The organism is Lacticaseibacillus parakribbianus (assembly GCF_025490915.1).
Lineage (GTDB): Bacteria > Bacillota > Bacilli > Lactobacillales > Lactobacillaceae > Lacticaseibacillus > Lacticaseibacillus parakribbianus.
Genome location: NZ_JANQBA010000001.1, coordinates 344,417 through 371,084, shown reverse-complemented (window position 1 = coordinate 371,084; position 26,668 = coordinate 344,417). Strand labels below are relative to the sequence as shown.

Here is a 26,668-nt window from a genome sequence, read left to right as displayed (position 1 = left end):
AGGCAGATTATGGATCAACCACAGATTGGTGTCATCGGAATGGCCGTCATGGGCAAGAACCTGGCACTGAACATTGAAAGCCGCGGTTACACGGTGGCGATTTACAACCGCACCGGCAGCAAGACCGAGGCCGTTGCCACCGAGCATGCCGACAAGCACCTCGTGCCGAGCTACACCATTGAGGACTTCGTGGCCAGCTTGGAAAAGCCGCGCCGCATCATCATGATGGTCAAGGCCGGTGCCGGCACCGACGCGGTCATCGCGCAGCTGCTGCCGCTTTTGGACAAGGGCGACGTCCTGATCGACGGTGGGAACACCTTCTTTGAAGACACCCGCCGGCGCAACGCCGAGCTGGACAAGTCCGGCATCAACTTCATCGGCATGGGCGTCTCCGGTGGCGAGCTCGGCGCCTTGCAGGGCCCATCTTTGATGCCGGGCGGCCAAAAAGCCGCCTACGACCTGGTCGCACCGATTCTCAACCAGATTGCGGCCAAGGCAGACGAAGACGGCGCGGCCTGTGTGACCTACATTGGGCCGGACGGCGCCGGCCACTACGTCAAGATGGTCCACAACGGCATCGAGTACGGCGACATGGAGCTGATTGCGGAGTCTTACAACGTGATGCGCAACATGCTGAACATGTCCGTTGACGAAATCGCCGCGACCTTCAAGGAATGGAGCGAAGGCGAGCTGTCCTCGTACCTGATCGACATCACCGCCGAGATTTTGACCCGCAAGGATGACCTGGGTTCCGGCAAGCCGATTGTCGACCTGATCCTCGACGCCGCCGGCAACAAGGGGACCGGCAAGTGGAGTTCCCAATCCGCCTTGGAGCTTGGGGTGCCGCAAAGCGTGATCACCGAGTCCGTCTACGCCCGTTACATCTCCGCGATGAAAGACGAGCGGGTGGCCGCAAGCAAGGTGCTGCCACGCCCGGTTGGCAACGTGACGTTCGCCGACAAGAAGGCGACCATCGAGCTGATCCGCAAGGCGCTTTACTTCTCCAAGCTGATGAGCTACGCCCAGGGCTTCGAGCAGATGCGCGTGGCCTCGGAACACTTCGGCTGGGACCTGGACTACGGCACGATTGCCAAGATCTGGCGTGCCGGCTGCATCATCCGCGCCAAGTTCCTGCAAAACATCACCGACGCCTACACCAAGGACGCCGGGCTGAAGAACCTGCTCTTGGATGACTACTTCAAGGCCATCGCCAAGAACTACCAGGAAAGCGTTCGCGACCTGGTCGGCTTTGCGGTCAAGGCCGGGGTGCCGGTGCCGGGCTTCTCCGCCGCCATCGCCTACTACGATTCCTACCGCGCGGCGGTTTTGCCGGCCAACCTGACCCAGGCTCAGCGCGACTACTTCGGGGCCCACACGTACAACCGCACGGACCGCGAAGGCACCTTCCACTACACCTGGTACGAGGAACAATAAACTCACGCAGCATTGACGCGCAGCAACGCTCGGCTCAAGCATTGAGGCCGGCGCGTCGCTGCGCGTTTTGCGTCTCGGGCCGGCGCCACCCGGTCACAAAATTGGAATAGACCGGTAATTATTTAATTAATATTCGCGAGCTTTCGTACTCATTGGACTAGCCCAATGAGTACCTGACAATTCCTCTCAACCGGCCAAAAAAGGTCATGGTTAAAGCTTCGTGTGATAGTCAAAAAAACGTGACTGTGTTACACTAGGCAGGCAAGAAGTTGCATGAGAAAATTCACGTGTTCGGCCCCCGATAATGAGAAAATCGGCAGCGGCGGCTGAATCCAACTGAAATCGCGAAGGAGTAGAACGATGAGCCGAATTTTAATTATTGAAGATGAGAAAAACCTCGCCCGCTTCGTCGAGCTCGAGCTGAAACACGAAGGATACGAAACCGCGGTTCACTTCAACGGCCGCACCGGGCTTGAGGCGGCGCTGTCCGAGGACTGGGACGCGATCTTGCTCGACTTGATGCTGCCGGAGCTGAACGGGCTTGAGGTCTGCCGGCGGGTGCGGCAGGTCAAGAACACCCCGATCATCATGATGACCGCGCGGGATTCCGTGATCGACCGCGTCTCCGGACTTGACCACGGCGCCGACGATTACATCGTCAAGCCGTTTGCCATCGAGGAGCTGCTTGCGCGGCTTCGCGCCTTGCTGCGCCGCATCAGTATCGAAGGCGAGCACAACGCGGCCAAGCAGACGACCATCACCTACCGCGACTTGACCATCGAAAAGGAGAACCGGGTCGTGCGGCGCGGTGACGACATCATCGAGTTGACCAAGCGCGAGTACGAGCTGCTGTTGACCTTGATGGAGAACATCAACGTCGTTTTGGCCCGTGACGTCCTGCTATCCAAGGTCTGGGGTTACCACTCAGACGTCGAGACCAACGTGGTCGACGTTTACGTCCGCTACATTCGCAACAAGATCGACCGGCCGGGTGAGCCGAGCTACATTCAAACCGTGCGGGGAACCGGTTACGTCATGCGCTCCTAATGGTCGCCCCCAAAAAGACGACGACCCGCACCCACCGGCTGCCACTTGGCTTCAAGTGGACGGCCATCGTTGCTGCCGGCATTTTTGTCACGTTCACGGTGCTGTCTTTGGTGCTGGTCACCGTGATGCGGCAGATTCTGGTCGAGCAGGAACGCAACAGCGTGAGCGACACCTTAAGCGCGGTCGAGCAGCGATTATCCCCAGTCGCTTCGAACCTCTCCGTGTCAACGGTTGAGCCGCGGGTCAACGGCACCAGCAGCATGTCTGCGCCGGCGTCCGACAGTGCCAAGAGTGCCAGCTCTAGCACCAGCATTTTCTCCGACTCCGTCATCCAAAAAATTTCGCGAGCCGACATCAGCGTGGCCGTGTACGACGAGCAGGGCATGATTGTGTTCTCCTCGCACCACCACGACGAGCCGCTGGTCAAGGTCAACACCACGCGCATCGACATGCTCCAAAACAGCGAGTTTCGGGGCATGGTCGGTAGCGCCCCGATTGTCTCGACGGTCACGGGGCGGCACATCGGCTTTGTGCAGGTGACCGACCGCATGACCGCGTTTTACGCGACCATGCGTCAGATCTGGATTCTGATCGGCAGCCTGTTCGTCGCGGCGCTGCTAGTCTCTTTGGCCATCGGCTTCTTCTTGGCGCGAAACTTCGTCAAGCCAATCAAGCTGATCACCAAGACTATCGACGTGGTCAACGAGGAGCCCCAAAGCAGCGTGCGGATTCCCCAGCTGCGGCGGCGCGATGAGCTCGGTGACCTGGTCTTGGAGTTCAACGAAATGCTTGATCGCATCCAGCGCTTCATCGATCAGCAAAGCGAATTCGTGCAAGACGTCTCCCACGAGCTGCGAACGCCGGTGGCGATCCTGGAGGGGCACCTCCAGCTGCTGAACCGTTGGGGCAAAGATGACCCCGAGGTGCTCAACGAGTCCCTGGCGGCCAGCCTGCAGGAGGTCACCCGGATGAAGAGCCTGATCCAGGAAATGCTCGACCTCACCCGCGCCGATCAGGTCGACGTGCAGTTTCCCAACGCCGTGTGCGATCTCAACCAGATTATCGAGCAGGTGGTCAATGATTTTCGCATGATTCACGCCGACTTCGTGTTCACGCTGGACAACGACCTGGCCGGCAGCACCTTCATTCGCATGTACCGCAACCACCTTGAACAGGTGCTGATCATTTTGCTCGACAACGCGGTCAAGTACTCGACGACGCGCAAGGAAATTCACGTCTCCGCCGCCGAGAACAGCGACGGTGTGGCGGTGGCCGTCCAGGACTTCGGCGAAGGCATCAGCCCCAAGGACCGCGACCGGGTGTTCAACCGCTTCTACCGCGTCGACAAGGCGCGAAGCCGCGAGAAGGGCGGCAACGGGTTGGGGCTGTCCATCGCCCAGCAGCTGGTTGAAAGCTACCACGGCGAGATCTCGGTCGACTCGGCCCTGGGTCACGGCTCGAGCTTTCGCATCGACCTGCCGGTGATCACACCGGAGCTAGCGGACAAGCTGCGAACCCAGGAGGCGGCCAAGGCGGCCGGCGAGCAGCCGACCACATTGCACAGTCAACTTTAGAGAGGAGTCGTGGCCATGGCCAAGCCGGACCTGCTAGACGATTACATCGAGGTGTACATGACCGGGTTCAAGTACGTCGGCGACCTGGTTTCCGCCCCGATGAAGCAGTACAAGCTGTCTTTTGAGCAGTTTTTGATCATGCGCGACCTGCACCGCGGCTCGAAGCTGTCGATTTCGGATGTCGCCAAGTCCCGCGGGGTGACCCGCGCCGCGATTTCGCGCCAGATTAAGACGCTGCTTGAGAACGACTACATCATCCAGGAGCGCGATGCCACCGACCGGCGCCGCTTGTACCTGCGGCTGACCGAGCGTGGCGAGCAGGTGACCACCGCGCTGAACGCGACCATCCACCAGCGCTTTTACGGCTGGGTTCAACAAATCGGGGATGAAGACGCCGAGGACCTGCTGCGCATCATGCGCCGCGTCGCCGCCGAGATCATCCACTGAGTCAAGCCACTGCCAAGAGGCGGTGGCTTTTTGCGTGGCGTCAAAAAAATCGGGGCTCACCGGGGGGAATCGCCTCGGTTGGCGGAATCTCTAATGAGGAGGTGAGTCGATGGAATCCCTGATGGCGATTCTCAAGGCGGCGGTGGCCGCCTGGGCCAGTGACCTGTACCTGCTGCCCAAGCCGGCCGGCTACCGCGTGGTGGTGCGAACCAGCACTGGACTGGCCAGCGATCGCACGGTCAGCCAGGCGCAGGGCCGCCAGTGGCTGAACTACCTGAAGTATGCGGCGGGAATGAACGTCAGCGAACACCGGCGCGTCCAGCTGGGAGCGGTCACGCTGGCCGGGCTGGCGACGCCGCTGCGCCTCAGCACCGTGGGGGATTACGCCGGTCGCGAGACCCTGGTGATTCGCTTTCTCCACGGGGTGCCGGCGCTTGACGACTGGAGTCGCCCAGTGGTGGCGACGCTCGTAGCGCTGGCCGCCCGGCGGGGCCTGATCGCGCTGAGCGGCCCGACCGGCAGCGGCAAGACTACGCTGCTGTACCAGGTGGCCGCGCAGCTGGCCGCCACGCAGATGGTGATGACCATCGAGGACCCGGTCGAAATCATTCAGCCGGCGTTCGTGCAACTGCAGGTCAACCCGGAGGCCGATATGACCTACGCCGCGCTGCTCAAGGCCGCGCTGCGCCACCGCCCGGATGTGCTGGTGATCGGCGAGGTGCGAGACTTCGCCACCGCCCAGCAGGCCTGCGAGGCGGCGATCAGCGGCCACCTGGTGCTGACCACGGTGCATGCGCGCACCGCTGCGCTGGTGCCGCTTCGGCTTCAGGCGCTGGGCGTGGTCGACTCCCTGGTCCAGGCGGCCGTGACCGCGGCGGCCGCGGTCACGCTGGTTCCACGGCCGGTGCCGCACCCGGTGTTGGACCTGGTTCGCTTCGATGACGAGGGGCCAAAATGAGTCGGCTGGGGAAGCCGCGGCTGCCGATCGGCGTCCAGCTGGCCGCCGGGCGCGATCTGATCAGCCTGCTGCAGGTTGGGTTCACCCTGGCCGAGGGGCTGGCCTACCTGGCCGCCAGCCAGCCCAAGTACCGCACCCACTGGCGGCGCATGGTCAACCAGCTGGAGGCCGGGGCTGGGGTCGCCACGGCGCTTGACGCCGCCGGGTTCGGCCAGGTGGTGGTGACCCAGGCTACGCTGGCCGGGGTCCATGGCCAGTTGACGGCCGGACTTGCGGCCGCGCTTGATTTTTTGCAGCTTCAGCAGGCCGGCTGGCGGCACCTGCGGCAGCTGCTGGTCTACCCCGTGGTGCTGCTGCTGTTTCTGGCCGGAATCCAAGGGGTGCTGTGGGTTCAGCTGCTGCCGGCGCTTGGCACCGGCCACGTCACCGGATTGCGGATTCAGGCCGTGGTGGTCGGTGTTTTGGGGGTCGTGGCGGGACTGTTGACGCTAGGCTGGCACCGCCTGTCGCCGCTGCACCGTGGCCGGTTGCTGCTGCGGCTGCCCGGGGTGGCTGCGATGGCGCGAGACTACTACCGCTACCAGTTCGTCAGTGGGGCGGCGCAGTTTCTGGCCGGGGGGCTGCCGCTGACGGCCTACCTGGATCAGCTGGCGACGCTCGCCCCGGGGGTGTGGCGCCACACGGCCCAGGGCATGCAGGCACGGGTGGTGGCCGGCACCGCACTGGACGCGGTGCTGGATCACCCGCTGGTTTATCCGCCGGCGCGAAAGCTGCTGGGGATGGGGCAGACTCCAGCCCTGGTCAGCAACGGGATGGCGCTGTTAGCCCGGGACCTGCTGGCGGCGCTGACGGCTCGCAGCGAGCGGTGGTTGGCGCTGGTGCAGCCGGTGATGTTTCTGCTGATTGGCATCCAGATTGTGCTGATGTACCAGACGCTTTTGGGACCGCTGTACGGCGGGGGAGGATTCGGATGAAACGACGCAAGGGTTTTACATTAATTGAGGTCTTAGCCGCGCTGGGGCTGATCATCGTTTTGACGCTGACGCTTGTGGTGACCATTCGCGCCCAGCTGGAGCAGGCCAACAGCAAGCAGCTGGAGGCCACGGTGGCCAGCGTGAACACCCAAATTGAGGTGGCCTATGCCTCACCAAGCGCGACCACCAGTACGTTCGCCAGCGTCGATGCGCTGGTCAAGGCTAATATCATCACCGCGGCGCAGCAAAAGGCGTTGGCCAGCGGTGCGACCTACGTGGCCAGCGATACGCCGCCGCGCTTTGCCGTCAAATGAGGCGGCGTGGCTTCACCCTGATCGAGGTGACGGTTGCCCTGGCCGTCGCGCTGGTGCTGGCCTTAATCGGGGTGCGGGTGGGGCGAGCCGAGCTCGAACGCCGCGAGCAGGCCCAGTTTTTCGCCGCCTTGGTCGACGAGTGGGACCACCTGCGGCATGAGGTGCTGTTGTCCAAGCAAGGCGGCTCGCTACTGTACAATCAGGAACGCATTCAGTTTCAGGTGGTTGCGATCCCGCCGCGCAGTTGGGTGCTACGGGTGCCAGCCAGTGTAATCCTAGTTGATGCAGAGGGCCAGCCGTTGAAGAGCGGTGGCGACATTTTGATGCCGATGCTTCCTGGGACCTTCACGCAAGCCCAAAAACTATATTTCAGACGCTCCCAAGGCGGTCAAGTCACGCTGACCTTCAACATCGGTGGGGGGATGATCACATCTTCAGAAGATTAGAGGCACTGGTTCTCGCCGAGCACCTCGCGGCCTTGAGTGTGATTGCCTTGATTGTGGCCGTGATCCTGCTGGTTCAGCATGGCTATCAGCAACAGGTGGTGACGGCGCGAATCGAAACCGCGTCTTGGTATGCCGCTCGCGTGGGGCTCGCATCGCTTGATCCAAACCGGGATGGGGAAGTGACCATCACGGTTGGTGACAGCGACTATGTCGTCAAAAACCATGGCAATCAACTGGAGGTGTGGCTGAATGACACATTGGTGGGCACCTGGCCGTAATCGCGCGGCCTTTACTTTGATTGAGGCAGTCGTCGCCTTGGCGTTACTGGCGGCGTCTGTCGAATTGTGGGGGGCCGCGGTGGCGTTCGGCCTGCGCGGCTGGGCGCATGAGCGAGAGACGCTCAATGCTTTGGACGCCGAGCGCATGATGGCCACGTTCACGGCCGGCAAGCCGCTGACCATTCTGTCCGAGGGCAGGCTGGCGATGCCGCGACCGGTCGACGCGGAGGGCAATTCTAAGACCGACATCATCGAGGCATATGTTAAGTCGCCCAATCCCCCTCAACTGCGTCTGGTCACGGAGCTTGGGGGGTATCGGCCGCTAATTGAAGGGGTTAATGCGGTCAAATTCACCACCCTGCCGCACGACAAGATTGGCTTTCGCCTCTCGTTTGTCGACGGCGCCGCGCTGTCGGGGGTGCTGAATGCGTTGCCGTAGCGCCAGCGCCTTGCTCAGTGCGTTGGCGCTATTGGCCGTGGTGCTGCTGCTGGCCGCGGGATTGACGCGGCAGTTTGCAATCTGGCATGATGAGTACAGCGTTCGGCTCAAGGTGGAACGGGAGGCTTTCCGCGCTGCCTATGCGGAATGGGAGGCGGAACACCAGGTGCCCGATACCAGCCAAACGCCGGAATAATGCGAAAGAAACCGCTTGATTATGATACAGTTGACCGGTATCATTGGTCATGTACATTTAAGGAGGCACTATGTCAAACGCACATTTGAAGTCACTTTACACGGCGCTTGAGGCGGCGACAACGCAACTGCACAAGCAGCTGGATGTCAGCTACCTGGATTGCGCGGTGGAGATTGGCGATGACCTCCTTGCAGGCAAGATCGCCCGAACCGACGGCCAGCCTAGCCAGGCCACCGTCGAGGCGCTGACTGCCTTGCTGGACCCCATCGACCTCGGCGCCTACACCGCAGAGGAGATTCGCGAGGCCTGGCAGCTGGTCTTGGTCAAGGCCATTCAGGTGGATGGCATCGAGCCTAACAAGCAGGTGACACCGGACCTGATGGCGGGACTGGCGACGTTTCTGGTCACGACCTTCATCAAAAACGCGCAGGAGCCGCTTGAAGTCGCCGATTTTGCGGCAGGGTCGGGCAACCTGATTTACGCCGTGATGAACCGCCTGCATGCGGCCCTTGGCGTGGCCACGCGCGGCACCTTGGTTGACAACGACGAGTCCTTGCTGGCCTTCGCCGACATGAGCGGGCGCATGCAGCAGCTGGACGTCACGCTGTACCACCAGGACGCCTTGGCCCAGCTTGCGGCCACGGGGCGTGACCTCGTGGTGTCGGATCTGCCGGTGGGGTACTACCCGCTGGACGAGCGAGCCAAGCAGTTCGACACGGCGGCGACCGCCGGCCACAGTTTCGCCCACCACCTGCTGATCGAGCAGAGCATGCGGGCGCTGCGGCCGGGCGGTCTGGGGCTGTTCTTCGTGCCAAGCGGCGTGTTTCAGTCCACCGAAGCCAATGGCCTGACCGCCTGGCTGACCGGGCACATGCACTTTCAGGGCTTGCTCAACCTGCCGGAATCGCTGTTTGCCACGGCGGCGGCTCGCAAGTCGCTGTTGGTGCTGCAAAAGCCCGGCCCCAACGCGCACCAGGCCAAGCAGGTGCTGCTGGGAACATTCCCGGCGCTTGAGGACCAGCAGGCATTCAGCGCCTTTTTGGCAGAGGTGCGGACATGGTCTGCAACTAATTTAGAGGAGATGTAACAATGTCAAAGATTCTTGCAATTAATGCCGGTAGCTCCACGCTGAAGTGGAAGCTGTTCGTCATGCCCGAGGAAACCGTGATCGCAAGCGGCATGGTCGACCGCATGGGCCTGACCGACTCCGAGTTCAAGGTCAAGTACGGCGATGGCCAAAAATACGTGGTGGTCAAAGACATCCCAACCGCCGACATGGCCGTCGACATGCTGCTGAAGGCCCTGATCGAGCTTGACATCATCAAGGATTACGCCGAGATCGAAGGCGTCGGCCACCGCATCGTCGCCGGGGGTGAGCGCTTCAAGGAATCCGAGCTGCTGACGCCTGAGTCCCTTAAGGAAGTGGACGACTTGGCGGAATACGCACCGTTACATAACCCGGCCGAGGCCAACGGCATCCGTGCCTTCATGAAGCTTTTGCCAGGCGTTCCGGAAGTCGGCGTGTTTGACACCTCCTTCCACACCACGATGCCGAAGATGAACTACCTGTACTCCATCTCCCAGGACTACTACAAGAAGTACGGGGCTCGCAAGTACGGCGCCCATGGCACCAGCCACCGCTACGTGTCCCACCGCGCCGCCGAGATTTTGGGCAAGGACCTCAAGGATCTGCGCATGGTCACCATGCACCTGGGTTCCGGTGTCTCGATCACGGCGGAAAAAGACGGGAAGTCCTTTGACACCTCGATGGGCTTCACACCGCTGGCCGGCGTCACGATGAGCACCCGCAGCGGGGACATCGACGCGTCCTTGGTCGCCTACCTGATGCAAAAGCTCAACTTGAGTGATCCGCAGGACATCATCGACATTTTGAACAAGCAATCCGGGCTGTACGGCATCTCCGGGCTGTCGCCCGACATGCGCGAAATCGAAAACTCCCGCGAGGAGCGGCCGGATTCCCAGCTGGCCATCGACATCTTCACCAACCGCATCGTGAAGTACGTCGCCGGCTACATCGCCGAAATGGGTGGCATCGATGTGCTGGTCTTCACCGCCGGCATGGGCGAAGGCGACAAGCGCGAACGCAAGCGCATCATCGAGGGGCTTTCCGTCTTCGGGGCCAAGATTGACGACGAGCGCAACGACGTGATGGCCAAGGAACGCATCATCTCAAGCGACGACTCCAAGGTCAAGGTGCTTTTGGTGCCGACCAACGAAGAGCTGATGATCGCGCGTGACGTGGTTCGGCTGAGCAAGTAATGTCAACGACAGGGGAAGGCCGCGGCCTCCCCCTTTTTTGGGCTTGTGCGGAGCCAATCAAAAGTGTAAGGTAACGTCAATGAATGGAGGATGCGCATGAGTCTAATGAATTGGGCGCTACTGGTGGTGCTGGTGATCGCCGCCGGAGCCTTGCTGTACGTGCGACACACCCTGGTGTTCAAGGCCCGAATCCGGCGCGGCTGGCTGGCCTTTTACCTGACCGTGGCGGTGTTGATGGCCGGCTTCACGGTGGCCACCAGCCACACGTTGAACGATTACGTCAGCGGCTTGTTCATTGTCGGCATGCTGCTGGTGTTTGCGTCTTGGCGCCGCGGCATCAGCAGCATGGAGCTGATCAACGGCTTTGCCAGCATGCGGCCCTTGGCGCAGCTGACACAAGTGCAGCTGAGCGCCGCCTCGCGTGGCACCCAGCTGATCGCGACGGTCGGTCAGGTGACCGTGGTCAAGATGATGTTCAAGCAAGATGCCGCGACACTGGCCAAGTACCTGAAGCAGCAGATGCCGCCGCAGCGGGTGGTCATTGTGAAGTGAATTAATTTCACGCCGCTGCTGGCAAAGTGAACAAAACCGCGTGAGGCCGGGCCGGCCGCGCGGTTTTTTGGTGTGGCGGGGCGACCGAACGCCTTTGTGGCGGCCTTGGGAACTGGTATACTGACGACATGTCTGGAGGAACACACATGTCTAAAACCACGGATCAACCCGAGCTTTCCCGCAGTCTCAAGAGCCGCCACATTCAACTGATCGCCATCGGCGGCACCATCGGCACCGGCCTGTTCCTCGGGGCGGGGCAGTCGATTCACCAGGCGGGACCCTCGATTCTTCTGGCCTACCTGCTGGCCGGGGGGATGTGCTTTTTCCTGATGCGGGCGATGGGGGAGCTTTTGCTGTCCGACTTGTCACAGCACAGCTTCGTCGATTTCATCGGCCGCTACCTCGGCCGCGGCGCCGCCTTTGTGACGGGCTGGACCTACTGGGTTTGCTGGCTGGCCATCGCCATGGCCGAGGTGACCGCCGTGGGGATGTACATTCGCTACTGGCTGCCGCAGGTGCCGCAGTGGGTGCCGGGGCTGGTGGCGCTGTTGATTTTGCTGCTGGTGAACCTGATTTCCGTCGGGCTGTTCGGTGAGGCCGAGTTCTGGTTCGCCTTGATCAAGGTCGTCGCCATCATCGCGCTGATCGTCGTTGGCGCTTGGATGATTATCGTGCATTACCGCACCGGGAGCGGCACGGCCGGTCTGAGCAACTTGGTCAGCCACGGCGGCCTGTTCCCTAAGGGCCTCGGCGGGTTTCTCGCGTCGCTTCAGATGGTCACCTTCAGCTTTGCCGGGGTGGAAATGGTGGGGTTGACCGCCAGTGAAACCGCCAACCCCAAGCAGGTGATTCCCGAGGCCATCAACGAGCTGCCGGTGCGGATCATCCTGTTTTACATCGGCGCGTTGTTTGTGATCATGTGCATCTACCCCTGGTCTGCGGTCAGCCCGACCTCCAGCCCCTTTGTCCAGGTGTTTGACAGCGTCGGCATCCGGGCGGCGGCCGACATCATCAACTTCGTGGTCCTGACCGCCGCGGCCTCGGCCTGCAATTCCAGCCTGTTTTCGACCGGTCGGATGCTGTTTTCGCTCACGCTGCACAGCCCCAACCCGCGCCTGTCGCGCTTCGGCAAGCTCTCAAGGCGCCAGGTGCCGGCCAACGCCATTCTGGCCTCGACGCTGATCATCGCCGTGGCCGTGGTGCTGAATATGCTGCTGCCGGGCGGGGTGTTCAAGCTGATCTCAAGCGTTGCGACCACCAGCTTCCTCTTCGTGTGGGGGGCCATCCTCGTCGCTCACCTCAAGTTTCGCAGGCTCAATCCCACGGCCAACACCTTCAAGGCGCCTTGGTTTCCGGTTGGCGATTACCTGGCGCTGGCCTTCCTCGCCGTCACCGGGGTGGTGATGCTGGTTCACGGCGAAACCGCGGTGCCGGCCCTGCTTTCCCTGGCGTGGCTGGTGGCGATTGCGGCGGGATACCGGCTGCACCGCCGGCGCGTTCAACAGTAGTGGGATTCAAAAAGGCCAGTCCTTGATGACTGGCCTTTTTGGCGTCACTGTTTCAGGTCGGTGTAGCTGATGATGTACGAACCCAGCATCGACGCGACCTTCTTCACCTTGACCGTCACCGTCGCGCCCTTCTTGACGCCTGGGTTCTTGGCAGATGCAAAGTTCAGGTGTTTGCCGGCCTCGAGGTTGTAGCCAAAGGCACTCCTGGGTTCCACCTTCAGGACTTTGAACGTCACGGTTTTGCCTTCCAGCTTCTTGCCGGCGTTCAGGGCCGCCTCGGCCTTGGCCGCCGTCGGGTAGTCGGCCGCCTTGGCGCCGCCACACGCGGTCAGCACCAAAAGCACCGTCAAGGCGGTCAGCAGCGCTGCGATTACTTTCTTCATGTTTGCCCCCATCTTTATCCCAGCTTTTCACGTCGATCCGGACTGGACGTCTGCGGCGGGTTGCCGCCACTGCTATTGCACCACCTTGGCGGCACCGAGTTCAAGTTTGTTGCCTCGCTTGCAGGCGCAGCGTCCGGGAATCTCACCGCTTTTGACACAGAATGTTCACAGCTTTCGGGCATCATAGACTTACGGGTCATCGGCGCAAACAAAAACCGGCGACGCGGAAATCGCGTCGCCGGTTCATCGGGGATTGACCAATGGAGGTGAGGAGAATCGAACTCCTGTCCATCAGCCCCGCGAAGCGCAGCTCTACACTCATAGTGACCTCATTTGAAATTCGCGCAGGCGGTGCGCCAGGTCACAGGGCTGACCCGCAAGCGCTAGTCTGATGATCTCTTGTCACCGATTCAGACGGGAAAGGTGACCGTAGCTCAATTGATTTGAGACCCAGATCCGCCGCTTGAGCGACAACGGGAGGATCACGCTAAGGCGCTAATTAAGCAGCGAGAGCGTAAGAGTTTTCTTTGTTTGCAGTTAAATTAACTGTGTCCGTTGATGACGGAGACGGACTCCGGAGTGCACCACGGGTGCCAAGACCAATGTCGAGACCATTACACCCCCGATATGCAACCTATATGGTAGCACGGGCGATAATCGTTTGTCAAAGGGCCGGTGCCGTGCTACTCTGAAACATGAAGAAAGACTGCGCCGACCCGGCCGCACGGCGGTTGTGTGACTGCCGGCCGCGAATGCCTGCAACAAGCTAAACCGAGGAGTAAAAAATGAAAATTTTGATGATTGAGGACAACGAGAGCGTTGCCCAAATGATGGACATGTTTTTTAAAAAAGAGCAGTGGGAGGTCGTCAACGGCTACGATGGCGAGGAGGGCCTGGCCCTGTTCAAGGCGGCGCCTGAGAGCTTCGACATCATCACGCTGGATCTGAACCTGCCGAAGATGGATGGCATGCAGGTAGCTCAGGAGATTCGCAAGCTGTCGGCCACGGTGCCTTTGATCATGCTGACGGCGCGTGACTCCGAAAGCGACCAGGTGCTTGGCCTGGAGCTTGGTGCCGACGATTACGTGACCAAGCCCTTCTCGCCGATCACGCTGGTGGCCCGGATCAAGGCGCTGCACCGCCGCGCCGAGGTTGAGGTCGCACCGACCGCAGACGCCGAGGCGGACAACGGCGACTTCGACGTGGTCACCGCCCACTTCAAGCTCAGCACCAAGACGCGCGAGGCCTACCTCGACTCGTCTTTGATCGAGGGGCTGACACCCAAGGAGTTCGACTTGCTGCACACGCTGGCCAAAAACCCCAAGCAGGTCTTCTCGCGCGAGCAACTTTTGCAGCTGGTGTGGGATTACGAGTACTACGGCGACGAGCGAACCGTCGACGCCCACATCAAGAAGTTGCGGCAAAAAATCGAGAGGGTTGGGCCGCAGATCATTCAAACCGTGTGGGGCGTCGGCTACAAGTTCGATGACTCCGCCTTGGACACGCAAGCATGAAGATGCTTTATCAGCAGATGCTGGCGATTTTCGGCGTCATCTTCGTCATGATGGCGATCGTGTCGGTGCTGTTCATTCGCTCGACCACCGCCAACGTCTGGTCCAACAGCTTCGATCAGCTGGAGGAGTACACCGACGTTTTGGCCGACAACGCCTTGCAGGTCAACGTCGCCCGCAGCGCCTTTGAGCCCAACGCGGCCTTCATCCAAAATTCCGAGAAAATCCTGCAAAACCAGCGCGTCCACTTCATGATCTACAACGCCGACAACGCCGCGGTTTACCCCAACAACCAGGCCAACATGGTCGTGAGCATCGAGGCGAAGACCTGGGCCAAGCTCAAGAAGGGGACCTCGGTGGCGCTGCCCGAGCTGACCACCAACCCCAGAAACGGCAAGCAGCAGAGCATGACCATTTACTACCGGCCGGTGTTTCTCAGCGACAAGTTGCTGTTCGTGGTCGCGGCCTATGCGCCGGTCGACAACATCCAAAGCTCGATTCGCAAAACCGAGTACAACCTGTTCATCGCCTTTCTGCTGTCGGCGCTGGTCGCCATCGTCGTGTCTTATTTCGTCGCCCGTTACCAGGTCAACCGAATTAACCGGCTGCGCCAGGTGACCCACCAGGTGGCCGAAGGTGATTATGACGTCGATGTCCATGTGCAAAGCAAGAGCCACGACGAGGTGTCGGATCTGGCCAATGATTTTCAGGACATGGTCCACTCGCTGCGCGACAGCCAGGCCGAGATTCACCGGCAAGAGGAGCGGCGCCGCCAGTTCATGGCCGATGCGGCGCATGAGATGCGAACCCCGCTGACCACCATCAACGGGCTGCTCGAGGGCCTGGCCTACGATGCGATTCCCGAGGAGAGCAAGGGCCAGTCCATCGAGCTGATGCGCAACGAGACCAAACGCCTGATTCGCCTGGTCAACGAGAACCTCGACTACGAAAAAATTCGCACCAATCAGATTTTGCTCAAGAAGCAGACCTTCAACGCCGCTGAGGCGCTTGCGGGGATGGTATCCCAGCTCAAGCAAAAGGCCGATGCCGCCGGCGACAAGCTGGTGCTTGACGCCGCGGCCGACGTGCCGGTATACGCCGACCACGACCGCTTCGTGCAGGTGATGTTCAACATCGCCCAAAACGCGATCCAGTTCACGCAAAACGGCACCATCACGCTGAGTGCCAAGGCCGGCTACCACCAAACCGAGCTGGCGGTGTCTGACACCGGCATCGGCATGACCGAAGACCAGGTCCAAAACATCTGGGAACGCTACTACAAGGCCGATCCGTCGCGCAAAAACACCAAGTACGGTGAGTCGGGGCTGGGGCTGGCCATCGTTCACCAGCTGGTCACGCTGCACGGCGGCAGCATCACCGTCGATTCCCAGCAGGGCGTGGGGACCACCTTCAAGGTCACCTTCCCGGATGAGGAAACCGCGCCGCAGCAGGCACCGATCACCCACACCAAGTAGAACCCCTTTGGCGTGGTCGGACCCAAGGCGGATGACACGGCGGCTTGGTGGTGGCATAATCGGTTCAAAGGAGATGAGGGCATGGGGGATTTGTTGGGCGGCTTGCTGGAGTTTCTGTTGGAGCCGTTGGCCGAGTACCTGTTTGCGCCGACTTACCGACCGGGTCACGCGGTGCGTAACCGCGTGTTGTTCGGTCTTGCCGGGGTGGTCAACGCCGCCGGCCTGGGGCTTGGCCTCTGGCTGGCGTTGGCCAGCCTGCTGGGCAAGCGCGACTGGGGGCTGGTGGCACTCGGCGGTCTGTTCGTCGTGTTGTTCGGCGGTCTGCTGGTGCGGCTGGTGATTCGCGGGTTGCAGGGCCGCGCGGCGGCGCGAGCCCAGGCACCGCGGCCGGCGACCGGGTACCACGAGGAACATCTCGAACCGTAAACATTCTGGAACACGTGTCTAGCTTTCGTGGTACAATGAAGGCAACATTTTGGCACGGGGGTCTTTCCCATGGAAAAGTATTACATCGTTGATAGCAGCATCTTGCCCGAGGTCGTCGACAAGGTGATCAAGGCGCGGAACCTGATCGAAAACGGCCAGGTGCGGCAGGTGTCCGAGGCGGTTAAGCTGGTCGGCATCAGCCGCGGTACCTACTACAAGTACAAGGATTACGTGTTCATGCCAGACACCGGCCTGACGCAGCGCAAGGCCGTGATTTCGTTGATGCTGCACCACGACCGCGGCATCTTGTCCGAGGTGCTCAACACGATGTCGGCCGCAGATGCCAGCATTGTGACCATCAATCAGAACATCCCGATTCACGATTGGGCCAGCGTGGTGATCTCCTTTGATATCTCGAATCTCAAGGGGTCCGTCGACGACCTGATGGCGTCGTTGAAGCGGTCGCGCGGGGTGACGGACGTGACGCTGATTTCGGTTGAGTGACGCAAAAGCGCAGCGAGGGCTGCGCTTTTTTGCTGCTTGAAAAATCGTAAAATGAGGGTTATTCTAACTGATATCTAATCTGATGTGAGGTGGCGACGACCCATGGGGCGTGTGGTGCGGCTGGTGTTTGTGATTTTCCTGGGGTTGGTGGTGCTGCTGCCGGCTCTCATGTTGGTGCTTGCGGTGTTGGTGGCCAGCGTCTGGCTAGCCGGGGTGCCGCTGGCGGCCGCCGGTGGGTTGCTGGCGGCGGTGGCGTTAGCGGCCTTGGTCGCGCTGGGGCTGGCGGTGCTGCTGCTGGTCGCGGTGTGGTGTGCCCATTTTCGCGTGGCGGTGCTGCACTTCGATGATCACGAACGCAAGGGGACGCTGCGGGTCCACATTGACCTGACCGGGCGGGTGATGTTCGCCCACACCTGGGCCAAGATTCGCGGCCTGCGCCACCACGGGTTGGGCCTGTCTGCGGCGATCGAGCAGGGCGTGACGACCTACCTGACCATGGACGTGCGGGATTACCTGCTGGCCCAAGTGCAGGAGCAGCACGGGGTGGCGGTGGTTGACGCGATGCACCTGGCCGATGAAACCGCCTATCATTTTTCGCTGTAGTCAGTCGTAGGCGTTGCCGCCGTTGTGGCCGCCGACCAGCCCCGCCCGGGCGATGGCGGTGGCCCCTTGCAGCAGGCTGGTGGCGTACACCAGGCGGGTGAAGCCAAAGCGGGTGCGGATGTCGTCCAAGGCGCGGTTGAGGTCGGTGCGGTGCAGCTGGGTCCGCACGGGCTCAAGCAGGTTCAGCTGCTCGCCGACGTCGGGGGCCAGGTGGCCGGTGCTGACGGCGACGTTACGCACCACTTGGCCTTGCCAGGCCTTGCGAAACAGTCGCACCAAGGCGGCGGCCAGTGGCGCGTCCTGATTGGTCGGCGGAATGGTCGCGCTGTGGCTGAAGCCGCTGCGCTGCTCGGCCGCGCTTGCGGCGTAGGAGAAGCCGATGCTCAGGCTGATGCGACCGGCCTTGCGGTGGTGGTGGCGCAGCCTGGCCGCGACCTGCTGCGCGATTTCGGTGATCACCCGCTCGATCTCTTCTTGGGTGGCGTAATCGCGCGGTAGCACCTGCGAATTACCGATGCTTGGGGCGCGAACGCGAATGCGCCGCGCCAACTCGCTGCGGTCGACGCCCCAGGCCAGGGCGAACAGCTGGGTGCCGATGATGCCGAATTCGGCTTTCAAGGCGGCCGGCGGCAGGTGGGCGAGGTCGTACATGCTGGTGACACCGAGGCGCTTGAGGCGCTTGGCGGTGCGAGCCCCGATGCTCCACACCGCGTCCAACTCGGTGAGCGGCCAGATCCTGGCGGCGAAGGTGGCGTAGCTGAGCTCGCCGATCAAGTCGGGCGTGTGCTTGGCGAACAGATCCAGTGCCAGCTTGGCCTGAAGCGGATTCTCACCGATGCCGATGGTCAGATACAGCCCGAGCTCGCGGTGAACGGTGGCCTGAATGCGCTTGGCCACGGCGAGCGGCGAGGCGCCGAACAGCCGCCACGAGCGGGTGACGTCGAGCACGGACTCGTCGATGGAGTAAGGCCAGCAGTCGCCGGCCGCGGTGAAGCGCTGAAAAATGGTGTTGATGGCGAGATTGCGCTTGATGTAAAGGTTCACGCGCGGCGGCACCACGATCAGCGCGGGGTCCTGTGGCAAATCGCGTTGCCGGCTGACGTTGGCCTGCAGTCCGTAGTTCGCCTTGGCGGTCGGCGAGGTGGCCAGGATCAGGCCGCCGTTGGTGTTTTCCTGTTCGGACATCACCACCAGCGGCGTTTTGAGCGGATTCAGGTGACGCGCGACGCATTCGACCGAGGCGTAAAAGGACTTGTTATCGATCAAAAACACCACGCGGTGGGGTTCTTGGGCATACATGGGATCACCTCGCCCCTCATTATACAAACGTGTGTTCGCAAAAAGCAAGCGCGATGCCACCGGTGTCGTGCGGCCTTGCGGGGGCAAAACGCGCAAAAGGCCTTGCCGCGGGGTTGCGGCAAGGCCTTTTGGCGCGTCATACTGGGCGGCGGCAGGCTACTGCGCCGCGGCGGTTGGCTGCAGGTCTGGCGCCGCCCACCAGCTCGTGGCGGGATGGGCGGCGACCAGGTTGGTGTCGGTGGTCAGCACCAGCAGGCTGGTGTTGGTCTGGCGAACGGCGGTGGTGGCGGTGTCCATGAACAGGCGCTTCTCCTGCAGGGTCATGGACTGAGGAAAGTCTGCCATGAGCAGGAACTGACGCCCGGCGAACAGGCCGCGAAACAGCTGAACGTACAGGCTTTGCGCCGGCGTCAGATCCCGCGCCGGCTGGTCGAGGAACACGAGGTCGCGGCGCAAGGCGGCGGGAATCAGGGCGAACGACTGGGTCTGGCCGTTGATCAGCAGGTTGGCCTGGACGCTGAGGTAGGGAATGATGCCGGCGTCGGTTTCATCAATCAGGCCCAGCGCCTTCCGCGCCCCGTTGGCCAGGAATTGCTGGCTGTAAGTCCGGGTCGTGGTTTGCAGGGTGGCCTGGTCCGGTTGATAGATGAAGTAGAGATCCGCCGGGCTGAAGAGTTGGTGCAGTTGTGCTTGGAAGGCCTTGGCGGCGCGGTTGTGAAATAGTGGCATGGTGGCCCTCCTTTCTGGTGAGGGAAAACGCTAAGGTCTAAGGTTGGCTTCGCCGCAGGTGCCAACGCAGGCGCCCGAGGTGCAGCAGCCAGGCGCCGGCCTGACCGAAGGCGACGGCCCCGACGATGGCAATCAGGGTCCAGCCCTCACCGCTGAGGGCAAGCGCCGGCCGGGCCCCAGGCGCCTGGTTGGGCACGAGGAGGCCGGGACCGCTGAAGGTGGTGACATGGGAGTGCATCAGCGTCGTCAGGTCGCGTGAAATGGTGCCGGTCGCCAAAGTACCTTGCAGCTGGTCGGAAAAGCCGGCGCGGGTCAGCTGACTCAGCCAGCCGGCCGCGTTCGCCCCGAACAACAGGCATAGCAGCCAGACGGCCAGGAAGCCGGCGCCGGCGACAATCAGGCTTTCAAGCAGGTACTGAGCGAGAATCGCGCCGGTGCTTTTGCCCACCATCAGGTAGGCCAGGCTCTCCTGGCGCCGGCGCCTTGCAAACAGCAGGGCGAACAGGAAGCTGACCAGCGCGGTGGCGCCGATCAAAAGCCCCCAGGCCCAAAGTAGCTGCGAATCCAGCTGGCTGTAAGCCCGCTGGACGCCGCCGATCAGCTGACCGGCCTTAGTGACGGCGCTTGGCGTGAACTGCGCCAGCCGGTCGCCGAAGTTCTGGCGCATGTCAAGCCCCTGGGCGCGAACCGTGAGCATCAGGATGCTGACGGCACAAAGCAGGAGGCTCGCGACGAACTCGGCCAGGTAGGCGGCGCGGTGGTAGCGCAATGCACTGAAAGTTCGTTCGAGAAACCGCATGTCGTCACCTGCCTTGGCTGGCGGAGTCCCGCCGGATTAAAGGCTTTCGCCCTTTACAATAACGAGTATAGCCGCCAGGTTTGAAAAATATATGAACTTCCCCGGAAGAAACGCCCGGCGAAAGGACCACACCAAAAAGGCGCGTTTGTCAAAACGCGCCTTGGGGATGCGAAAGCGTGGCCAGGCGACCGCCTCAGTTGGTCAGAATGCTTGTGGCCTGGTTGCGAACCTTGGCCGGGAATTGGGTAATCACATCGCGGTTGCTTTGGACCTCGGGGGCATCGGTTTGGTAGTCGCCGATGCTGGGATGGGCCTGGTTTTGGCTGAACCAGGAGGTCGAGGCCTTGCCCTTCTTTTGCTCCACTTGCAGCATGTTGGCCAGGCTGCGGTTGAACGCGGCCTTGGCCGGGTTGACCGGGGTGAAGCCGCTTGGCACGTAGAAGCGCAACAGGTTCTTGGTGGCCAGCGTGTCGGATAGGGTCAGCTTGGTGTCGACGTCTTCTTGAATGGCCGCCAGCTTTTTTTGCAGCGCGGCGGTCGGGGTGACCACCGCCCCGGTGCCGTTCTTGTAGACGGTGCTGCCGAGCACCGTGTACTGCGGGGTCACGAAGTTGTGGTTGCGAAAGGCGACGACCTGATTGTGCTTGGGCGCCAGCAGGTCGGTCCCGAACTGCACGAAGTTGTGGGTGTCGACGCCGGCGAGGTGCAAGAGCGTCGGCAACACGTCGATTTCGCCGCCGTACGTGTGGTTGAGGCCGCCTTGTAGGCCCGGCATGTGGAAAATCAGCGGGACCCGCTGCAGGTTGGTGTCGTCAAAGGCGGTCCAGTCGGCCGCGGTGTCGCCGGTGGAATCGGAGGTGCTGGCCGTCAGAACGCTTGACAGCGTCTGGTTGCGGTCATTGGAGATGCCGTAGTGGTCGCCGTACATCATGACCAGACTGTTTTGCTCCAGGCCGCTTTGCTTGAGGTAGGTGAAGAACTCGCGCAAGGCGGCGTCCAGGTAATGGGCGGTGCGGAAGTAGCCGTTGATGTAAGGATCGGCCGTGCCGGCATCCGGAAAGTCGGTGTCCGAGTCGGCGATGTAAAACGGGTAGTGGTTGGTGGTCGTGATGATTTTGGCGTAAAACGGCTGCTGCAGGTGGGTCAGGTACTTGCTGGTCTCGGCGAACATCAGCTTGTCCTTGATCCCGTACTCGGTGGTGGTGCCGTCCTCGTGGTTGTAAAAGTCACCGTCGAAAAAGTAATCGTAGCCTAGGCTCTTGTAAGTGTTGCTGCGGTTCCAGAAGGTGCCGTTGCCGCCGTGGAACACCGCGCTGGTGTAGCCGGCGTATTGATCGAGCAGGGCCGGCGCGGCCTGGAAGGTGTTGTCGGTGCCGAGGCTTGAGAACAGCGAGCCGGTCGACAGGCCGAAGGTGCTGGTCTCAAGCATGTTTTCGGCGTCCGAGGTCTTGCCCAGGCCGACCTCGTGGTAGAAGTTGTCGAAGCTCAGCGTGTCCTTTTCCTTGACCAGCGAGTTCAAAAACGGCGTGACCTCCTGGCCGTCAATCTTGGCGCCGATCAGAAACTGCTGGAAGGATTCGAGGTGGATGATGATGATGTTCTTTCCCTTGGCCGCGCCAAAATAGCTTTGACTCGGCTTGGCGTAATGGGCCTTGGTGTAGGCCAGCACCTTGTCCATGTCGGCGCTGTCGGCGGTGGCGCGAACCTGATTGTTTTGCACCGTCTGAAAGGCGTCGTACACGGTGAACGGTGCCAGTCCTAGGTACTTGACGATGTAGTTGCGATCGAAGGTCCGGGTCAACAGCTGCGGCCGGTTCAACTCGCTGATGGTCATGTTGAGGCCAAACAGCGCGACGGCCACGGCAGACACCGCCTGCGGGACGTGGTAGGGCATTGGCCGCGCGTCGAAGCGCAGCCCAAAGTGCGGCCAGCGCAGCGGCTGGTGGTGGCTGTAGCGCCACAGGTTCCAGACGCCGTAGCCCAAAAAGCCAGCTAGGGCCACGAGAATGTCGACGCCAAACACCAGGTCCTGCCAGATGATCATGTTGACAAACGAGCCACCCAGGCCGGACGAGACGTTCTTGACGCTCATCACGGTGCCGACGGTCATGAAGTCGGAAAACTCGCGGTAGTACAAGACGTTGGTGAGCAGCAGTGTACACAGCAGGACGTAAATCACGCCGCCCAGCCAGTAGCCAACCTTGGCCCGGCGCGGGTACAGGCCCAAAGACAGCAGCGCAGCCGACGCCCCCAGCGGATTGAAGAACAAGATAATCTGCTGGAGAAGGCCCGTTGCGCCGAGCTTGAAGTCAACGTAGTAGGCGAACAGGGTCTTCAGCCAGATCAATATCAATAGTAGGCTTAAGAAGCCGAGGCGCGTGGAACGCATGCGCTTGATCAGGTTTTTCACGGTATCCTCCCGTTCGTAAAGGTTCCGTTTCATTGTACCCGTAACGCCTGAGGGGGGCAAACGAAATGAGACCCGGCCACCTTTTCGTAAGAATGCCTTAAACGGCGACGGAAGCCCCGGGCGGTCTGGTAGAATGAGTGGGCGATTGGAGGCGCTTATGCTTTTTTTGGGTCCGGTGTACCAAGTGGTCCGCGAACACTTGGAGGGCCGCATCAACCACTTTCCGTTGGTGCGGCTGATGATGTACAGCCTAGACAAAACCATCCTGTACCTGCTGGTGTTTTTGGCCCTGCGCTTGCTGTGGCGCGGCCTGCGGCACAAGCCGCTCGTGTTCGGCCACGAGCTGAAGGTGGCGGTGTTTGCCGGCTACGTGATTTTGCTGTTGATGCTGACGGTGTTTCGGCAGTGGTACTACCCGTGGCAGCTGCACTTTTACTTCAACCACCCGCTGGCAGACATCAACTGGCAGCCCCTGGTCGAGACGCTGAAGCTGCGCAACGGGGCATCGCAGCTGGACTTTTGGTACCAGTCCTTGGGCAACGTCGTGTGGTTCGTGCCGTTTGGCTACGGGCTGGCGGGGCTTTTGCGCAAGCCCCGGCTGTGGCGCGTGCTCTTGGCCGGTGTCGGCCTGTCGGTTGCGATTGAAGGGCTGCAGTTTCTGCTGTACAGCGGGGTGGCCGACATCGACGACCTGATTTTCAACACGGTCGGGGCCGTCTTAGGGTACGTCTTGTTCACGTTGATTCGCCGCTGAGTCCTGGCTCGGCGGTTTTTTGATGTCGAGTTTAAAATTTGACAGCTAAAATGACAGGGCTTACACTAGCTTCAGATGATTATCTTAGGACGGGGCGGCGGCTTTGATCACAGCCGCAGCACGACCACCGTCTATGGGGAACGGTCCGGGACATAAGCATTCCCAGTACCCCACTCATGCCATGCCGAACCAGGCAACAACGCCGACGTTTTCGTGCAACGGTCCCCTCCGATTGGGACCGACCACCAGGGTGTGGACCACCATCTTCCTGTCGCACAGTCCGGTGCCTACTCGCTTGCGAGGTAGCTGCGGTGCCGAACTGACAGGGGGCAAGCGCCACTGCAAGTCCGCTTGGGAACGAGCAAAACACCAGTAAGCAGGCCAAGGCCGCCGTGGGAGTCCCTCACGGTGGCTTCGGCGCGGTCGAGGCAGCCTGCTGCCTCGGCCTTTTTTGCGCAAACCGCAAAGTGGCCACATCGCCATTTTCATGCTACTTTGAAGCGGGTGAATTCAATAACGGCAGGCCGTGATTCTGAACCGACCAAATTTTCAGAAAAAAAGTAAGCCGGAAACGACTTTGTGAAAGCCACTTGGAAAAAGTGCGCGACACGCGCCGATTTCACAAAAAAATTGCCGAAACTTTTGCAAAAGTGGCCTTTTGCGCAAATCCCCACCCCCGGGCATTCGCCGCGAAGGGGGGCCCAGTGGTCGAGTCGTGCAACCGAATTCAGAATCCGTTTGCAGAAACATGACGCGGCCGCCCCGGGCTTGTGTTGAAAACGAAATCACGATAAAATAACTACTTGTGACTTTTGCAGAAAACAACCTGAGATGAAAAGAGGAAATTAAATGGCAATCATTATCGCGCTGATCCCGGCACTGGCCTGGGGATCAATCGGGCTTGTCAGTGCCAAATTGGGCGGTAACGCATACCAGCAGACGCTCGGCATGACGTTAGGGGCTTTGGTGTTCGGCATTGGGACGTGGCTGATCATGCGGCCGGTTCTCGACACGAAGGTCTGGGCGTTGGGGATTTTGTCCGGGCTGTTCTGGGCGCTGGGCCAAAGCCAGCAGTTCCAGACCATGAAGTACATCGGGGTGTCGATGACCGTGCCGATGTCCACCGGCATGCAGCTGGTTGCCAACACCTTGGCCGGGGCTTTGCTGTTCCACGAGTGGCAAAGCGGCAAGGACGTCGGCATGGGGCTTTTGGCCCTGTTGTTCCTGGTGCTTGGGGCAATTTTGACCTCCCGCAAGGAAAAAGACACCGCCGCGGCCGACACCAGGCTGGCCCAGGGGCTTAGGACCTTGCTCTTTTCGACGGCCGGTTACGCCGGCTACACGATTGTGGTCAACGCCGGCCACCTCGACGCCACGGCCGTGGTGCTGCCACAGGCGGTCGGCATGGTGATCGGGGCCCTGCTGTTTTCGATCGGCCACGACGCCTTCAACAAGGAAACCGGCAAGAACGTGCTGACCGGGGTCTTGTGGGGGACCGGGAACGTGTTCATGCTGATGGCCATGGCGCAGGTCGGCCTGGCGATTGCCTACTCGATGTCTCAGATGGGCATCGTGATTTCGACGTTCGGGGCGATTTTCCTGCTCGGCGAACGCAAGACCCACAAGGAAATGACCTGGATCGCCTGGGGCTCGCTTTTGATCATCGCCGGCGGGGTGGTCTTGGGCATGATGAAGTAGTCCGGTGCTATAATATGTAGAGGTGTTACCGACTGGTGACTTTTCACAATCGCGGTGGTACACCTTGCTTTTGGGTGAAAACATGCTTAAAGTTGAAACCGACTACTGAACAAATCTTAGGAGGAACAGATTCTTATGGCTCACATTTCATTTGATTCATCCAAGTTGGGCAAGTTCGTTCACGACAACGAGCTTGGTCAGATGCAGGCGCTGGTGACGGCGGCTGACACGGAACTGCGCGAAGGCACCGGTGCCGGCAACGATTTCCGCGGCTTCATCGACCTGCCCGTTGACTACGACAAGGACGAATTCGCCCGCATCAAGGCCGCGGCCAAAAAGATCCAGGCAGACTCCGAAGTGTTCGTTGCTATCGGCATCGGTGGCTCGTACCTGGGCGCCCGGGCGGCCATCGACTTCTTGTCCCACACCTTCCGCAACGCGGAACCTGGGCGCAAGCTGCCGGAGGTCTACTTCGCCGGCAACTCGATTTCCAGCTCCTACCTGTCCGACCTGCTGGACGTGATCGGCGACCGCGACTTCTCCTTGAACGTGATTTCCAAGTCCGGGACCACTACGGAGCCGTCCATCGCGTTCCGCGTCCTGAAGGCCAAGCTGATTGCCAAGTACGGCAAGGAAGCCGCCAAGGATCGCATTTTCGCCACCACCGACCGGGCCAAGGGTGCCTTGAAGGATGAATCCGATGCCGAGGGCTACGAAGAATTCGTTGTGCCGGATGACATCGGCGGCCGCTTCTCCGTGCTTTCTGCCGTTGGGCTTTTGCCAATCGCCGTTGCCGGTGGCGACATCGACCAGCTGATGCAGGGGGCCGCAGACGCCCGCACCGAGTACGCAAGCGCCGACCTCGCCAAGAACGAGGCCTACCAGTACGCGGCTTACCGCAACATTTTGTACCGCAAGGGCTACACCACCGAGCTGCTCGAAAACTACGAGCCGACGCTGCAGTACCTGGGCGAATGGTGGAAGCAGCTGATGGGCGAGTCCGAAGGCAAGGACCAAAAGGGCATCTACCCATCAAGCGCCAACTTCAGTACCGACCTGCACTCCCTGGGTCAGTACATCCAAGAAGGCCTGCGCAACCTGATGGAAACCGTCGTCTGGGTTGAGCAGCCGAACCACGACCTGACCATTCCGGCGGAGCCAGGCTCCCTGGACGGCCTGAACTACCTGGAAGGCCGCTCCATGAGCGAAGTCAACCGCAAGGCCTACGAAGGCGTTGTGCTGGCCCACACCGATGGCGGGGTGCCGGTGATGACCGTCTCCATTCCCAAGCAAGACGCCTACACGCTGGGCTACCTGATCTACTTCTTCGAGGCCGCGGTTTCCATCTCCGGCTACCTGAACGGCATCAACCCGTTCAACCAGCCAGGGGTCGAAGCCTACAAGAAGAACATGTTCGCCCTGCTTGGCCGTCCCGGCTACGAGGACATGACCAAGGAACTGAACGCTCGCCTGTAATCGGACGCGCGACAGGCACCTGCGCTGAAAAGCGTGGGTGCTTTTTTGTTGCTGCCGGTCTTGGGCCGGTGTTTTAGCGGTGATTCCAAAATGGGCGGCGTCGCCGGCCGGCTAGGGCGCCGCGCGGCCCCACAGCAGACCTTGCGTATCGGCC

General features: G+C 61.1%; 28 protein-coding genes and 1 other RNA gene. 23 read left to right on the top strand and 6 right to left on the bottom strand.

Translation table 11 applies throughout. The features are described from left to right. Nucleotides 1-9 precede the first annotated feature (9 nt). The 15 genes from gndA to NUH19_RS01665 all read left to right on the top strand — a co-directional run bounded on the left by gndA (nucleotide 10) and on the right by NUH19_RS01665 (nucleotide 12,447). Nucleotides 10-1,434 (top strand): NADP-dependent phosphogluconate dehydrogenase, encoded by a 1,425-nt coding sequence (gene gndA, locus NUH19_RS01735; RefSeq protein WP_262314827.1) that lies wholly within the window; start codon nucleotides 10-12, stop codon nucleotides 1,432-1,434. A gap of 360 nt (nucleotides 1,435-1,794) precedes the next feature. Continuing rightward, complete coding sequence (locus NUH19_RS01730; protein WP_262314826.1) at nucleotides 1,795-2,481, top strand: response regulator transcription factor; 687 nt, start codon at nucleotides 1,795-1,797, stop codon at nucleotides 2,479-2,481. Next, nucleotides 2,481-4,055: a HAMP domain-containing sensor histidine kinase gene (locus NUH19_RS01725; protein WP_262314825.1), complete on the top strand. Its 1,575-nt coding sequence runs from the start codon at nucleotides 2,481-2,483 to the stop codon at nucleotides 4,053-4,055. Before NUH19_RS01730 ends, NUH19_RS01725 begins: the two co-directional genes overlap by 1 nt. A 15-nt stretch (nucleotides 4,056-4,070) precedes the next feature. Further along, nucleotides 4,071-4,502, top strand: coding sequence for a MarR family winged helix-turn-helix transcriptional regulator (locus tag NUH19_RS01720; RefSeq protein WP_262314824.1), 432 nt, complete (start codon nucleotides 4,071-4,073; stop codon nucleotides 4,500-4,502). 109 nt (nucleotides 4,503-4,611) lie between these two features. Beyond that, on the top strand, nucleotides 4,612-5,460 hold the full coding sequence (locus tag NUH19_RS01715; protein WP_262314823.1) for an ATPase, T2SS/T4P/T4SS family: 849 nt from the start codon (nucleotides 4,612-4,614) through the stop codon (nucleotides 5,458-5,460). Continuing rightward, nucleotides 5,457-6,434: a type II secretion system F family protein gene (locus tag NUH19_RS01710; protein WP_262314822.1), complete on the top strand. Its 978-nt coding sequence runs from the start codon at nucleotides 5,457-5,459 to the stop codon at nucleotides 6,432-6,434. Before NUH19_RS01715 ends, NUH19_RS01710 begins: the two co-directional genes overlap by 4 nt. Beyond that, nucleotides 6,431-6,748 carry a prepilin-type N-terminal cleavage/methylation domain-containing protein gene (locus NUH19_RS01705; RefSeq protein ID WP_262314821.1) on the top strand — a complete coding sequence of 106 codons (318 nt, stop codon included), beginning with the start codon at nucleotides 6,431-6,433 and terminating at the stop codon, nucleotides 6,746-6,748. The genes NUH19_RS01710 and NUH19_RS01705 overlap by 4 nt, the downstream gene beginning before the upstream one ends. Continuing rightward, a complete protein-coding gene (locus NUH19_RS01700; RefSeq protein WP_262314820.1) occupies nucleotides 6,745-7,194 on the top strand; it encodes a prepilin-type N-terminal cleavage/methylation domain-containing protein in 450 nt (149 codons plus the stop codon). The genes NUH19_RS01705 and NUH19_RS01700 overlap by 4 nt, the downstream gene beginning before the upstream one ends. A 38-nt stretch (nucleotides 7,195-7,232) precedes the next feature. After that, a complete protein-coding gene (locus NUH19_RS01695; protein WP_262314819.1) occupies nucleotides 7,233-7,472 on the top strand; it encodes a hypothetical protein in 240 nt (79 codons plus the stop codon). Further along, nucleotides 7,444-7,911 carry a prepilin-type N-terminal cleavage/methylation domain-containing protein gene (locus NUH19_RS01690; protein WP_262314818.1) on the top strand — a complete coding sequence of 156 codons (468 nt, stop codon included), beginning with the start codon at nucleotides 7,444-7,446 and terminating at the stop codon, nucleotides 7,909-7,911. The genes NUH19_RS01695 and NUH19_RS01690 overlap by 29 nt, the downstream gene beginning before the upstream one ends. Further along, nucleotides 7,898-8,107, top strand: coding sequence for a hypothetical protein (locus NUH19_RS01685; protein WP_262314817.1), 210 nt, complete (start codon nucleotides 7,898-7,900; stop codon nucleotides 8,105-8,107). The genes NUH19_RS01690 and NUH19_RS01685 overlap by 14 nt, the downstream gene beginning before the upstream one ends. 70 nt (nucleotides 8,108-8,177) lie before the next feature. Then, a complete protein-coding gene (locus tag NUH19_RS01680; protein WP_262314816.1) occupies nucleotides 8,178-9,194 on the top strand; it encodes a class I SAM-dependent methyltransferase in 1,017 nt (338 codons plus the stop codon). A 2-nt stretch (nucleotides 9,195-9,196) separates the two neighbouring features. Further along, complete coding sequence (locus NUH19_RS01675) at nucleotides 9,197-10,387, top strand: acetate/propionate family kinase (RefSeq protein ID WP_262314815.1); 1,191 nt, start codon at nucleotides 9,197-9,199, stop codon at nucleotides 10,385-10,387. Nucleotides 10,388-10,483: 96 nt separating this feature from the next. Then, on the top strand, nucleotides 10,484-10,939 hold the full coding sequence (locus NUH19_RS01670; RefSeq protein ID WP_262314814.1) for a hypothetical protein: 456 nt from the start codon (nucleotides 10,484-10,486) through the stop codon (nucleotides 10,937-10,939). A 146-nt stretch (nucleotides 10,940-11,085) separates the two neighbouring features. Further along, entirely contained in the window at nucleotides 11,086-12,447 is a 1,362-nt protein-coding gene (locus NUH19_RS01665; protein ID WP_262314813.1) for an amino acid permease, read from the top strand. 44 nt (nucleotides 12,448-12,491) lie between these two features. Here the strand turns inward: NUH19_RS01665 and NUH19_RS01660 are convergent, their stop codons facing one another. Both NUH19_RS01660 and ssrA read right to left on the bottom strand, forming a co-directional pair. Beyond that, nucleotides 12,492-12,830 carry a hypothetical protein gene (locus tag NUH19_RS01660; RefSeq protein WP_262314812.1) on the bottom strand — a complete coding sequence of 113 codons (339 nt, stop codon included), beginning with the start codon at nucleotides 12,828-12,830 and terminating at the stop codon, nucleotides 12,492-12,494. Between the two features lie 258 nt (nucleotides 12,831-13,088). Further along, nucleotides 13,089-13,454: a transfer-messenger RNA gene (gene ssrA, locus NUH19_RS01655) on the bottom strand. A 161-nt stretch (nucleotides 13,455-13,615) separates the two neighbouring features. Between ssrA and NUH19_RS01650 the strand changes: the two genes are divergently transcribed. From NUH19_RS01650 to NUH19_RS01630, 5 genes are all read left to right on the top strand, one after another. Next, nucleotides 13,616-14,344, top strand: a complete 729-nt coding sequence (locus tag NUH19_RS01650) for a response regulator transcription factor (protein WP_262314811.1) — start codon at nucleotides 13,616-13,618, stop codon at nucleotides 14,342-14,344. Beyond that, a complete protein-coding gene (locus NUH19_RS01645) occupies nucleotides 14,341-15,816 on the top strand; it encodes a sensor histidine kinase (RefSeq protein WP_262314810.1) in 1,476 nt (491 codons plus the stop codon). Before NUH19_RS01650 ends, NUH19_RS01645 begins: the two co-directional genes overlap by 4 nt. 81 nt (nucleotides 15,817-15,897) lie before the next feature. After that, nucleotides 15,898-16,242 (top strand): hypothetical protein, encoded by a 345-nt coding sequence (locus NUH19_RS01640; RefSeq protein ID WP_262314809.1) that lies wholly within the window; start codon nucleotides 15,898-15,900, stop codon nucleotides 16,240-16,242. A 69-nt stretch (nucleotides 16,243-16,311) separates the two neighbouring features. Further along, a complete protein-coding gene (locus tag NUH19_RS01635; RefSeq protein WP_262314808.1) occupies nucleotides 16,312-16,746 on the top strand; it encodes an ACT domain-containing protein in 435 nt (144 codons plus the stop codon). Nucleotides 16,747-16,848: 102 nt separating this feature from the next. Next, on the top strand, nucleotides 16,849-17,349 hold the full coding sequence (locus tag NUH19_RS01630; protein ID WP_262314807.1) for a hypothetical protein: 501 nt from the start codon (nucleotides 16,849-16,851) through the stop codon (nucleotides 17,347-17,349). On the opposite strand, the gene NUH19_RS01625 is transcribed toward NUH19_RS01630, so the two are convergent. From NUH19_RS01625 to NUH19_RS01610, 4 genes are all read right to left on the bottom strand, one after another. Then, complete coding sequence (locus tag NUH19_RS01625; protein ID WP_262314806.1) at nucleotides 17,350-18,648, bottom strand: Y-family DNA polymerase; 1,299 nt, start codon at nucleotides 18,646-18,648, stop codon at nucleotides 17,350-17,352. A gap of 156 nt (nucleotides 18,649-18,804) precedes the next feature. Then, on the bottom strand, nucleotides 18,805-19,377 hold the full coding sequence (locus NUH19_RS01620) for a hypothetical protein (RefSeq protein WP_262314805.1): 573 nt from the start codon (nucleotides 19,375-19,377) through the stop codon (nucleotides 18,805-18,807). A 37-nt stretch (nucleotides 19,378-19,414) separates the two neighbouring features. After that, on the bottom strand, nucleotides 19,415-20,176 hold the full coding sequence (locus tag NUH19_RS01615; RefSeq protein WP_262314804.1) for a hypothetical protein: 762 nt from the start codon (nucleotides 20,174-20,176) through the stop codon (nucleotides 19,415-19,417). Between the two features lie 193 nt (nucleotides 20,177-20,369). Next, complete coding sequence (locus NUH19_RS01610) at nucleotides 20,370-22,565, bottom strand: LTA synthase family protein (protein WP_262314903.1); 2,196 nt, start codon at nucleotides 22,563-22,565, stop codon at nucleotides 20,370-20,372. A gap of 178 nt (nucleotides 22,566-22,743) precedes the next feature. Between NUH19_RS01610 and NUH19_RS01605 the strand changes: the two genes are divergently transcribed. The 3 genes from NUH19_RS01605 to NUH19_RS01595 all read left to right on the top strand — a co-directional run bounded on the left by NUH19_RS01605 (nucleotide 22,744) and on the right by NUH19_RS01595 (nucleotide 26,514). Beyond that, nucleotides 22,744-23,340: a VanZ family protein gene (locus tag NUH19_RS01605; protein WP_262314803.1), complete on the top strand. Its 597-nt coding sequence runs from the start codon at nucleotides 22,744-22,746 to the stop codon at nucleotides 23,338-23,340. 849 nt (nucleotides 23,341-24,189) lie between these two features. Continuing rightward, nucleotides 24,190-25,038: a GRP family sugar transporter gene (locus tag NUH19_RS01600; protein ID WP_262314802.1), complete on the top strand. Its 849-nt coding sequence runs from the start codon at nucleotides 24,190-24,192 to the stop codon at nucleotides 25,036-25,038. A gap of 135 nt (nucleotides 25,039-25,173) precedes the next feature. After that, the gene (locus NUH19_RS01595; RefSeq protein ID WP_262314801.1) at nucleotides 25,174-26,514 is read left to right on the top strand and encodes a glucose-6-phosphate isomerase; all 1,341 of its coding nucleotides are present in this window, start codon (nucleotides 25,174-25,176) and stop codon (nucleotides 26,512-26,514) included. Nucleotides 26,515-26,668: the final 154 nt, after the last annotated feature.

What these genes read in the sequence shown, in the direction of transcription:
- NUH19_RS01665 (WP_262314813.1), top strand. Translation starts at nt 11,086, where the DNA reads ATGTCTAAAACCACGGATCAACCCGAGCTTTCCCGCAGTCTCAAGAGC.
- NUH19_RS01660 (WP_262314812.1), bottom strand. Translation starts at nt 12,830, where the DNA reads ATGAAGAAAGTAATCGCAGCGCTGCTGACCGCCTTGACGGTGCTTTTG.
- NUH19_RS01640 (WP_262314809.1), top strand. Translation starts at nt 15,898, where the DNA reads ATGGGGGATTTGTTGGGCGGCTTGCTGGAGTTTCTGTTGGAGCCGTTG.
- NUH19_RS01600 (WP_262314802.1), top strand. Translation starts at nt 24,190, where the DNA reads ATGGCAATCATTATCGCGCTGATCCCGGCACTGGCCTGGGGATCAATC.
- NUH19_RS01635 (WP_262314808.1), top strand. Translation starts at nt 16,312, where the DNA reads ATGGAAAAGTATTACATCGTTGATAGCAGCATCTTGCCCGAGGTCGTC.
- NUH19_RS01610 (WP_262314903.1), bottom strand. Translation starts at nt 22,565, where the DNA reads ATGCGTTCCACGCGCCTCGGCTTCTTAAGCCTACTATTGATATTGATC.
- NUH19_RS01595 (WP_262314801.1), top strand. Translation starts at nt 25,174, where the DNA reads ATGGCTCACATTTCATTTGATTCATCCAAGTTGGGCAAGTTCGTTCAC.
- NUH19_RS01680 (WP_262314816.1), top strand. Translation starts at nt 8,178, where the DNA reads ATGTCAAACGCACATTTGAAGTCACTTTACACGGCGCTTGAGGCGGCG.
- NUH19_RS01720 (WP_262314824.1), top strand. Translation starts at nt 4,071, where the DNA reads ATGGCCAAGCCGGACCTGCTAGACGATTACATCGAGGTGTACATGACC.
- NUH19_RS01620 (WP_262314805.1), bottom strand. Translation starts at nt 19,377, where the DNA reads ATGCCACTATTTCACAACCGCGCCGCCAAGGCCTTCCAAGCACAACTG.
- gndA (WP_262314827.1), top strand. Translation starts at nt 10, where the DNA reads ATGGATCAACCACAGATTGGTGTCATCGGAATGGCCGTCATGGGCAAG.
- NUH19_RS01630 (WP_262314807.1), top strand. Translation starts at nt 16,849, where the DNA reads ATGGGGCGTGTGGTGCGGCTGGTGTTTGTGATTTTCCTGGGGTTGGTG.
- NUH19_RS01615 (WP_262314804.1), bottom strand. Translation starts at nt 20,176, where the DNA reads ATGCGGTTTCTCGAACGAACTTTCAGTGCATTGCGCTACCACCGCGCC.
- NUH19_RS01725 (WP_262314825.1), top strand. Translation starts at nt 2,481, where the DNA reads ATGGTCGCCCCCAAAAAGACGACGACCCGCACCCACCGGCTGCCACTT.
- NUH19_RS01650 (WP_262314811.1), top strand. Translation starts at nt 13,616, where the DNA reads ATGAAAATTTTGATGATTGAGGACAACGAGAGCGTTGCCCAAATGATG.
- NUH19_RS01625 (WP_262314806.1), bottom strand. Translation starts at nt 18,648, where the DNA reads ATGTATGCCCAAGAACCCCACCGCGTGGTGTTTTTGATCGATAACAAG.
- NUH19_RS01645 (WP_262314810.1), top strand. Translation starts at nt 14,341, where the DNA reads ATGAAGATGCTTTATCAGCAGATGCTGGCGATTTTCGGCGTCATCTTC.
- NUH19_RS01715 (WP_262314823.1), top strand. Translation starts at nt 4,612, where the DNA reads ATGGAATCCCTGATGGCGATTCTCAAGGCGGCGGTGGCCGCCTGGGCC.
- NUH19_RS01675 (WP_262314815.1), top strand. Translation starts at nt 9,197, where the DNA reads ATGTCAAAGATTCTTGCAATTAATGCCGGTAGCTCCACGCTGAAGTGG.
- NUH19_RS01710 (WP_262314822.1), top strand. Translation starts at nt 5,457, where the DNA reads ATGAGTCGGCTGGGGAAGCCGCGGCTGCCGATCGGCGTCCAGCTGGCC.
- NUH19_RS01685 (WP_262314817.1), top strand. Translation starts at nt 7,898, where the DNA reads ATGCGTTGCCGTAGCGCCAGCGCCTTGCTCAGTGCGTTGGCGCTATTG.
- NUH19_RS01705 (WP_262314821.1), top strand. Translation starts at nt 6,431, where the DNA reads ATGAAACGACGCAAGGGTTTTACATTAATTGAGGTCTTAGCCGCGCTG.
- NUH19_RS01605 (WP_262314803.1), top strand. Translation starts at nt 22,744, where the DNA reads ATGCTTTTTTTGGGTCCGGTGTACCAAGTGGTCCGCGAACACTTGGAG.
- NUH19_RS01730 (WP_262314826.1), top strand. Translation starts at nt 1,795, where the DNA reads ATGAGCCGAATTTTAATTATTGAAGATGAGAAAAACCTCGCCCGCTTC.
- NUH19_RS01700 (WP_262314820.1), top strand. Translation starts at nt 6,745, where the DNA reads ATGAGGCGGCGTGGCTTCACCCTGATCGAGGTGACGGTTGCCCTGGCC.
- NUH19_RS01670 (WP_262314814.1), top strand. Translation starts at nt 10,484, where the DNA reads ATGAGTCTAATGAATTGGGCGCTACTGGTGGTGCTGGTGATCGCCGCC.
- NUH19_RS01690 (WP_262314818.1), top strand. Translation starts at nt 7,444, where the DNA reads ATGACACATTGGTGGGCACCTGGCCGTAATCGCGCGGCCTTTACTTTG.